The 9,154-nt window shown below is 67.2% G+C and carries 7 protein-coding genes; 2 read left to right on the top strand and 5 right to left on the bottom strand.

The window, feature by feature from the left end; all coding sequences use genetic code 11:
- Positions 1–277: 277 nt before the first annotated feature.
- From LRP66_RS15800 to LRP66_RS15780, 5 genes are all read right to left on the bottom strand, one after another.
- Positions 278–1,603, bottom strand: a complete 1,326-nt coding sequence (locus LRP66_RS15800) for a surface lipoprotein assembly modifier (RefSeq protein WP_230483565.1) — start codon at positions 1,601–1,603, stop codon at positions 278–280.
- Complete coding sequence (locus LRP66_RS15795; protein ID WP_230483564.1) at positions 1,600–3,399, bottom strand: transferrin-binding protein-like solute binding protein; 1,800 nt, start codon at positions 3,397–3,399, stop codon at positions 1,600–1,602. The genes LRP66_RS15800 and LRP66_RS15795 overlap by 4 nt, the downstream gene beginning before the upstream one ends.
- A 183-nt stretch (positions 3,400–3,582) precedes the next feature.
- Positions 3,583–4,221 carry an OmpA family protein gene (locus tag LRP66_RS15790; RefSeq protein ID WP_230483563.1) on the bottom strand — a complete coding sequence of 213 codons (639 nt, stop codon included), beginning with the start codon at positions 4,219–4,221 and terminating at the stop codon, positions 3,583–3,585.
- Positions 4,218–6,053 carry a cation:proton antiporter gene (locus LRP66_RS15785; RefSeq protein ID WP_230483562.1) on the bottom strand — a complete coding sequence of 612 codons (1,836 nt, stop codon included), beginning with the start codon at positions 6,051–6,053 and terminating at the stop codon, positions 4,218–4,220. The genes LRP66_RS15790 and LRP66_RS15785 overlap by 4 nt, the downstream gene beginning before the upstream one ends.
- 84 nt (positions 6,054–6,137) lie before the next feature.
- Positions 6,138–7,121 (bottom strand): alpha/beta hydrolase, encoded by a 984-nt coding sequence (locus tag LRP66_RS15780; protein ID WP_230483561.1) that lies wholly within the window; start codon positions 7,119–7,121, stop codon positions 6,138–6,140.
- A gap of 498 nt (positions 7,122–7,619) precedes the next feature.
- Here LRP66_RS15780 and LRP66_RS15775 point away from each other — a divergent pair, with 498 nt between their 5' ends.
- Positions 7,620–8,315, top strand: coding sequence for a bacteriorhodopsin (locus tag LRP66_RS15775; protein ID WP_230483560.1), 696 nt, complete (start codon positions 7,620–7,622; stop codon positions 8,313–8,315).
- Positions 8,312–9,154, top strand: coding sequence for a Brp/Blh family beta-carotene 15,15'-dioxygenase (locus LRP66_RS15770; RefSeq protein WP_230483559.1), 843 nt, complete (start codon positions 8,312–8,314; stop codon positions 9,152–9,154). Before LRP66_RS15775 ends, LRP66_RS15770 begins: the two co-directional genes overlap by 4 nt.

Genomic DNA, 9,154 nt, shown 5'->3' with positions numbered 1-9,154 from the left:
CCTTGAATGCCCCGAACAACCGCCAAGCCGCCGCCCGCATGTCCCTTCATCAATCAACTATGTCAAAGAGCCGACAAAAAGAGGGACATCCAAGAACTCCGCTATCTCTAGCGAATTCTGGCTGTCCGACCATTTGGCGACCAGAAGTGCGATGCCGTATCGGCTCGCTCTCCGGTGGAGGCGTATCTAGGTAGGTGCGCCGCGGGGGTCAAGCACGAAATTTGGGGGCTTTGAACTTTTTGTCGAATGGGTGGGCGTGTGTACCTTGCCCTGTCCTTCAGAAGGTTCGCGACAGGCCGACCTCGGCGAAGACGCGACGATAGCTGTAGATCGCGACCGTGGACGCATTGCGGTCATAGCCCAGGCGGACGGTCGGCGAGAGGCCATGGACCGACCAGCGTCGCAAGGTTACGCCGGTCCGGGCGGACAGGAACCATTCCCTGCGCTTGTCGGTGAACAGGAAGTTGCGCTCGTCCCCGACCAGCCGCCGACCGGCGAACGACGCGAACAGCGTGCTCCGCCCCCATTCCCGCCAGCCATAGACGAGCGGGCCATAGGACCAGGATGCGTAGCTGGGATCGATCGCCCCCTGCCGCGTGACGCCGCCGCCGACGCCAATGCCGGTTCGCGCGGACATGGCATGTTCGATGCTGACATTGCCGTCGTAGAGCGTTCCATCTTGCAGCGGGTTGCGCCGATAGCGGATCGCGCTGCGGCTGATGTTGGCGGTGACCTGTGTCACGCGGTCGATCTGGTGGAGCCACTCACCGGTGAGCGGATAGGTGTCCGCAAAGGCCTGGCCGCCATACCAGCGCCTGCCGATGCCATAGGTCAGGCCGAGCTGGTCACCCGGGCCGCGCCATTCGACGCCCGCCAGCCCGGTCGCGGATATGTCGTTCGCCGCGCCGCCGCGATACAGGTCGGCGGCACCGGTCGCCCGAACGATTGCGGACAGGCGATCGGTGACCGGCTGCTTGGCGAAACCCGACGCGCGCCATCTCAGCCCGACGCCGGACGTCTCGCGTGCCTCGCGGTCGAGCAGCAGCGGCGCGATCACGGTGTCGAGCGTGCGCGCCTGCGTCCCGCGATTGACGTTCGTATCGGGCGCCAGCGTGACCTCGAAGGCGCCCCCGATCCGCTTGGGGCTGCGCAGCGCGCGGGAGAATTGCGACACCTGTTCCGCGACGTCCGGCGGCAACCCGGCGGCCTGGGCGAGCCGCAACTCGCGACGGGCACCGATCTCGTCACCCAGCCGGGCGAGCACCATGGCCAGCTCCAGCCGCACCCGCGCCGCATCGGGCTTGCCATCCAGCAACCGGCGATAGGCCAGCGTCGCCTCGCGCCACCGCTTTCGGGCAGCCAGCAACTGGCCCTTGCGGAACAGCGCCTCGCTGCGGATGTCCGCATCGGGATCGTGCGACAGCGCGTCGTAGAGCTTCAGGGCGTCGGCATCGCGTCCGTCGTCCGCAGCACGCGCCGCCAGATCGAAGACGTCGATCGCCCCGACATGCGCAGTCGGAGGAACGGTCTGCGCCGTCGCCACGCCCGGCGACGCGAGCGACGCCGCCAGCGACCAGGCCATCACGAAGCATCGTCCGGTCACGGCGCCTTCGCGACGATCGCCCCGTTGATGAGCGTGTTCGCTCCCACGCCATCGGGCACGCGAAGCCGGAATATGCCCCCGGCCTCCGTCGCCGACGGGCCGTAGAAATTGACGAGCATCGATCCGATCGCCGACCCGGCATCGCGGCGGATATCCGCCGTAGCCGACGCGCTATTGGCCGACAGCTTACCGGCAAAGCCGAACGCGCCATAGTCGATCGCGTTGGCACCGCTCCGTCCGTTGAGCGCAAGGCTCCCCGTCAGCGACTGGCTGCCGAAGTCGACCGTCATCCTGGTGGTGCCGGTGACGTCGTAGATCGTCCCCCCGGCATCGGCACCGGCGCCATAGGCGACGCCCGAATAGCTTGCCGTGCCGGTCCGGTTCGCGAAGAGCCCCGTCGGCGTGTTGAAGCCATAGACGAAGAAGGCGCGGTCGACCTCGGATTGTAGGGGATCGGTTTCGATCGTCGTCGCATAGCGGCCGAAACTGGCGTAGGTCAGCGCCAGTTCGCGGTTGTCGTTGCCCGTCCGGTACAGGTCCAGCCGCGTCGCCTGACCCGCGATCGTCTTGGCATAGCTGGTGAAATTGGCGTCCCCGGCGACGATCGACGTCACGGTATAGTCGCCCCCCGCGAAATTGGACGTCGGCGGCGTGAAGGAGACATTGCCGCTGGTCTTGTCGGTGAACTGGCTGCGCGACACCGCGACGCCCAGCAACCCGGGATAGTCGTAGACGTAGGGCGTGCCGCCATTGCGCGGCGTCCGCACGCTCAGCGTCGTGGTGTCGGGGTAGAAGAGCTGCGACGTGACCATCCGGGCGAAGGACGTGTTGACCGGGGACAGGCTGGTATCGCGTTGCCCGGTCAATGCGCCGTTGAACGCACTGCCGTCGCTGGCGGACCCGGCGAAGGTCGCGCCGATCTCCTCGGCATTGGGGCCATAGAAGCGCCCGGCAAGCTGTCCGCCGATCTGATTGCCGCTGCCCGCGCTGCCGCTATACACGACGTCGCCCGAAAAGGTGCCGTTCGCCGAGGACAGCCGTCCCCCGCCGTTCAGCTCGATACCGCCGCCGACCGCGCTGGCACCGGAAATCAGCCCCGTGCGCGTGACCGAGGTCGCGGTCGAGAAGAGGCCGTTGACGAAATCGACATCGAACCGCCCCCGCCCCTGGAAGACCTCGGGCTCGGCGCCCGGAACCGAGACCAGGCCGAACACGTCGGTCCCGAACGTCCCCCCGCCCACCCTGGGAACGCCGCCCGCCGGGGTGTCGAAGCCATAGGTGAAGGTGGTGAAACCGGTATCCTGCCGATCGGTCGAGAGCAGGTTCCGCTGGGCATAGCCCATGCCGACATACCGGTTCGCGGCAGTCCCGTAATAGGGCGTGGTGACCAAGGTCAGATAATTGGCTTCGCTACCGGTCCGTCGGACGTAGCGCGTCTCGCCCGGAATATCGGTCGTCTGCTTGTCGGCGTCGGTGAAGGTTTCGGTGACGCCGCCGCCGGTGATCGCATAGCTGTTGGTCGACGCGTCGTAGCTGACGGTGAGCGGGGTCGACGCCGCGCGCCCCGAGATGGTCGATCGCGACGCGGTATTGAACGACACGTCGGTGCGCGTCGCGTCGTTGGTGAAATTCTGGCTCGCGCGCAGGTCGGTGATGACCGTGTTGGCGGGTGTCGGGGTGGGAGTGGGCGTGGGTGTCGGCGGCGGCGGGGTACTGCCGACGCCCCCGCCCGCGCCACCGCAACCACCCAACGCGATCGCCATGGCGATCGCAGACGCTACTGCGCATTTCTTCACGATGTCCCCCCACTATCGGCTCAGGTTTATGGCGTTCCTTGGAATGGGGGAAGATGATCGTCGCAAAAATCTTTCGGCCCGTGCCAGTCGACAGACACGCAATTCCTCCGCTGCAAGGGCAGATGACATCATCCAGCAGCTTCGCAGCTCCCCTCCCGTGGCCGGAGAGGAATGCAAAATGCGTCAGTTCGTCACGGTCGCCGCCGCCGCATCGGTCTTCGGCGCTGGCTGGGGCAGGTCGACCTTGATCTCCACGCGGCGGTTCTTGTCACGCCCCTCGGGATCGTCGGTGCCGTCGCGCTTGCGGTTCGGGGCGATGGGTTGCGCCTCGCCCATCGCGATGACGGTGAACCGGTCGGCGGGGGCGCCCTTCCCCACCAGATAGTCGCGCACCGCCTCGGCACGCCGGCGGGAGGCGGCGAGGTTCACCGCATCCGCACCCGCCGAGTCACTATGCCCCCATAACGTCACCGGGCCGCCCATCTGATAGACCGGATCGGCGATCAGCCCGTCAAGCTGCGCCAGCCCCGCCGCATCGGGCTGTGCCCCCTTGGCCGGGAAGGCGATGGTCAGCATCACCGGTTCGGGCGCCGGGGTCGGCGTCGGAGAAGGCTCGATCTCCGGGCGGATGATCGACTTGGTCTCGGGCTTGGTATCGTTTTCCAGCGCCGTGGAGTTGGTCGCGGGGGCTGCGTCCTCCGCCTCGTTGCGGGGCTCCGGTGCGCCTGGCTGGCACGCCGTCAGCCCCAGGCCGAGCGCCGCCAACACGGCCACTCTGGCGATTGTCCGCGCCGTGCGCTCGCTGATCCTCGTCATCGTCATGCGATGGCCTCTCCCTTCTGCAGCGTTGGTCTAGCCTCCCGATCGGCATGACGCGAGGGGCCGTAGGACACGACGACATCACCGGTCTGCGGCGTCGGGCGCGAAGCGTGCGAGAAGAAGCGGATTCGTCCGTCCTTGCGGAGGACGAACAGCATGTCCGCCTCGTCGGGGAGCGCCGAGCGGGCATGGTCGAAATTGAACTGCTCGCTGATCCGCGTCTTGCGGAAGGTCCAGCCCGCCGCCTCGCGCTGCTGGATTTCCTCGACACCGTGTCCGGCGGTGAACATGGCGCGCCCGCGAAGCGCCTCGGGCAGGCTGCGATGATCCTCGTCATCCCCGCTGCCGCCAAGCTGATAGACCGAATCCCGCCCGATATCGTGCGCGAACTCGCTACAGACCAGCGCGTTATAGGCTTCGTTGTCGGTGGTCGCGACCAGCACCTGAAACTGGCTGAGGTCGAGCCGCTCCTCGGTCGTCTCGGCCAGGATCTCGCCGTGATAGGGCTCGATCCCCGCCTGCCGCACGGCGGACAGCCGCTCCCAGCTCGCATCCGCGATCATCACCGGCAGGCCCAGCGACTGGATCTGCCGCGCGAGCGATATGCTCCAGGGCGTGCTGCCGACGATGAGCAATCCCTTTTGCGCCGCGCCGGTGACCTTCAGCAGGCGCGCCACGAACCGGATGCTGAAGCCATGGGCGATGATCGTCGCGACCACGACCGAAAAGGACAGGGTGACGAGGATATTGCCGTTGCCATAGCCGAGCTGGTCGAGGCGCAGCGCGAACAGTCCCGACACCGCCACCGCGACGACGCCGCGCGGCGCGATCCAGGCGACGAGCAGCCGCTCGTTCCACGGAATCTTGCTGAAGGCCAGCGCGATCAGCACCGTCGCGGGTCGCACCAGAAAGAGCAGCGCGAAGAGGAAGGCGGCGAACCGCCATTCGAACAGGCGAAGCACCTCGAAGTCGAGCGATGCCGACAGCAGGACGAATACGCCGGAGATCAGCAGGACGGTGACATTCTCCTTGAACGGATGGATGTCCCGCAACGAGTCCAGCCGCATATTGGCGATCGCGACGCCCATCACCGTCACCGCGAGCAGCCCCGTCTCCTGCTGGACGAGGTTCGACAGCACGAAGGTGCTGATGACCGCGACGAGCAGGACCGGTGCTTTGAGATATTCGGGCACATGTCCGCGCGGAAATGCCCAGGCGATCGCGCGCGCCATGCCATAGCCGATCAGCCCCGAGACGACCGCCGCGCCCAGCAGCGCGGTCACGACGGACAGCAACGTGCCCCCCTGGTCGACGCGCCGAAGATATTCGTAGGTGATGACCGCGCACAGCGCGCCGAAGGGATCGTTGACGATCGCCTCCCATTTCAGGATCGCGCGCGGACGCGCGGCGATATTGCTCTGTCGCAGCAGCGGGATGACGACGGTCGGCCCGGTCACGACCAGGATGCCCGCGAACAGGATCGCGACCGGCCAGACCAGCCCCGCGACATAATAGCAGGCGAAGGCGCCGAGCACCCAGCCGAGCGGGATGCCGATCACCATGAGCCGCGTCACGGCCCCCTCGGTCTTGCGCAACTCACGGACGTTGAGGCTGAGGCCGCCCTCGAACAGGATGAGCGCGACCGCGACCGAGATCATCGGCTCGAGCAGTTCGCCGAAGACATGTTCGGGGACGATCAGGCCGGTGATCGGTCCGGCGATGACGCCCGCCGCCAGCATCAGCGCGATAGCGGGCCATCCGGTTCGCCAGGCGATCCACTGGGCGCCGATCCCCAAGATACCGATCAGCGCGAAGACAAGGGCTTGGTGTTCCATAGGGCGACTTAACCCCCGGGGACGCCGATGTGTACCCCCGCCCCTGACCGTCGCCGCGCGATGCCTTCGGCCGGACCGATGCGATCAGGTGACCGCATCCCCGTCCCTGGACGCCGCGTTCCCGTCGATCGGACCGCCCAGCGTTCGCCGGAACCAGTCGACCACGCGGTCGATCACCGCGGGCTGGAACCAGCGGCCATCGCCGTGCCCCGCGTCGCAGACCAGAACGTAATCGACCTTCGCGCCCCGCTCCCGCAGCGCTTCATAGATCTGCTTGCTCTGCACGGGCGAGACGAGCTTGTCGCCGCTGCCGTGCATGAGGAGCAGAGGCGGCTTTCGGCCCGACAAATGCCCCATCGGGCTGGCGGCGAGCGCCTTGCCGGGGTCGCTGGCGATCGGCGCGCCGGGAAAGGTGTCGAAGGCCACGCCGTGGACCAGCAGCGCCTCGGTCACGGCGGGAGATGCGTGCACCGCCCGGATCGAGTCGCCAAATCCTTCGCCGATGTTGCGCAGGTCGGAGATGCCATAAAGCGACGCCGCCGACTGCACGTCGGAGGCGTGATCCAGCCAATCGCCGTGGTCGAATTCCGCCGTGTCGCCCGTCATCGCCAGCATCTGCGACAGCCATCCCCCCGCGCTGTCGCCGAGCACGCCGATACGGGTCGGGTCGATGCCGAAGTCCCCGGCATGTGCGCGCAGATAGCGGATCGCGGCCTTGCCGTCGGCGAGCGGCGCCGGGAAGACATCGGGCACCACGCGATACTCCGCCGCCGCCACGACGAACCCCGCCTGCGCCAGCGCCATCCGCATCTCGAGGAATTTCTGGTGATCGGCGGACGTGAACCCGCCGCCCGGAACATAGACGATCGCGGGCTTCCGGCCGGGCGTCCGCGGCACCAGCAGCGTCATCCGCAGCCCCCGCACGGAGCGCGTGCCGGTAATCTGCCGGTAAACGACACCGCCAATCTCATCGACTTGCGGACGCTGCCCCTCGATATCGACGACCTCGGCACCCTCGGCATGGCCGGGCAAGGACGATGGGTGCGCTGGCGGCGTGCTGGAGGCCATGAAGCATGTTCCCGTGATCGAACGAAAGTGCGGAGCATAACGGGGTGCGCGGCTTCGGGTTGCCTCACCGTCCCTGTCGCCCGCAAACCGCCCCCCTTCACCCGGCTCCGACGGGGCCGGACCGACATTCCTGTATCCCCTTTATCCCTCTCCCCTGGACAGGGGAGAGGGTTAGCGAAGCTTGCCAGCTCGCTGGCTAGCGCAGCTTGGGTGAGGGGTTGAGCGAGCCTGAAGGCTCGCGCGCTCGCTCAGCGAGCGCAGCACCCCTCACCCAGCTCCGACTAGGCCTTTGCTTTGGCAAAGACCAAGTCTGCGCAACCCTCTCCCCTCCATGAGGGGCGAGGGAATAGAAGCGCATGTCTGAACGTCGATTGGTCCCGGGCCTCTGCCTCGGCGAAGACCAACCCTAACATTTTCGTCATGCCGGATCGACGCGCCACGGCCGCTGTTCCCTTTGGCGGGTCGGCCTCCTGTCGTCCCGCGACAGGAGACACGCATATGCAGTGGATCGCGTTTCTGATCGGCTTCACGATCATGTCCTTGGGATCGCTGGCCATCTACGCAAAGGGCAGCAAGGCGCCGGGAGCCCTGCCCCATACGCTGATGCATGCGGCGGTGCCCTTCATCGCCGCGACGGCCTATCTGGCGATGCTATTCGGGATCGGCACGTTGTTCCCGCTCGAAGGCCCGGTCGTCTACCTCGCGCGCTATGCCGACTGGTCGGTGACGACACCCATCCTGCTCGCCGGACTGGTCCTGACGGCGTTTCACGATCGCGGCCGGGCGGGCGAGGTCGGCGGATATCTGACCGCGATCATCGTCCTCGACGTGCTGATGATCGTCACCGGACTGATCTCGTCGCTGGCGTTGGTGCCGGTCCTCAAATGGGTCTGGTATCTCTGGTCCTGCGCGGCCTTTGCGGGCGTGCTCTATCTGCTCTGGGTGCCGCTCCGCGCGGTGGCGGTCGAGCGTGGCGAGGCGATCGGCGCGGTCTATGTCAGGAATGTCGTATTCCTGACGGTCATCTGGTTCCTCTATCCGATCGTCTTCCTGGTCGGGCCGGAGGGATTGCGGATCATCGGCGATCCCGCCTCGGTCTGGGCGATCCTCATCATGGATGTGGTCGCGAAGGTCGTCTATGCCTTCTATGCCTCGGGCAATCTGGACCGCGCGCTGCGCGACCGGCGCGCGTGACGCGGCCCGCCCCGGCGATCGGCTGGGGCCTGCTGGCGGCGACGGCACTGGCCGCCGCCGCCGGACCGTTGGCGGTGCAGCTCGGCTTCGCCATCCTGGCGATCGGCGTCATCGGTATGGCGCATGGTGCCAGCGACCTGCACGTCGTCGAACCGGCACGGCGAGCGGCGTTCCTCGTCGCCTATACCGCCGTCTCGCTGGTCTGCCTGGTCTGGTGGGCGCTCTACCCCGCGATAGCCCTGCCGCTGTTCCTGGCTGCCTCCGCGATCCATTTCGCCGCCGAGGAGCCGAGGATGCATCCGGCCTGGCACCGATGGACCCTGGGCATCGGGTTGATCGCCACGCCCGCGCTGCTTCACCCTGTCGGCTATGCCAGCCTGCTGACCCTCGCGGGGGGCGGCGCCCCTCCCGCAACGATGGTGACGCTTCTCCGAATGGTCGGCGCGGCGTCGGGCGCCAAGTTGCTGGTTGATGCGGTCGATCGCCGTGACCGAGCACTGGCGGCCAGCGTGATGGCGCTGGTGTTCCTGCCGCCGCTCATCGGCTTTTCGGTGGGCTTCCTCGTCCTCCACGCCCTGCCGCAGACCGAGGGGCGGCGACGCCGGATGCGGTGTGCGAGCCACCGCGCCTATATCCGGACGATCGGCCCGATGTTGCTCGCGGCGCTCGTCCTCGCGACGGCGATAGCGCTGTTCTTCCTGCGAACCGAAGCGAGTGGGATTCGTGGCCTGTTCGCGGCACTCGCCGCGCTGGCCATGCCGCATCTGCTGGTCACGCCGGGGTTCGGCCGGGATCACGGCACGCGCCCCCTACCCCGAATGACCGCAAAGGCCCGATAA

Source organism: Sphingomonas sp. Leaf21 (assembly GCF_916858675.1).
In the GTDB taxonomy this organism is placed as follows: Bacteria; Pseudomonadota; Alphaproteobacteria; order Sphingomonadales; family Sphingomonadaceae; genus Sphingomonas.
Note: the sequence above shows the minus strand (reverse complement) of the source record. Positions and strands in the feature narration are given on the sequence as shown.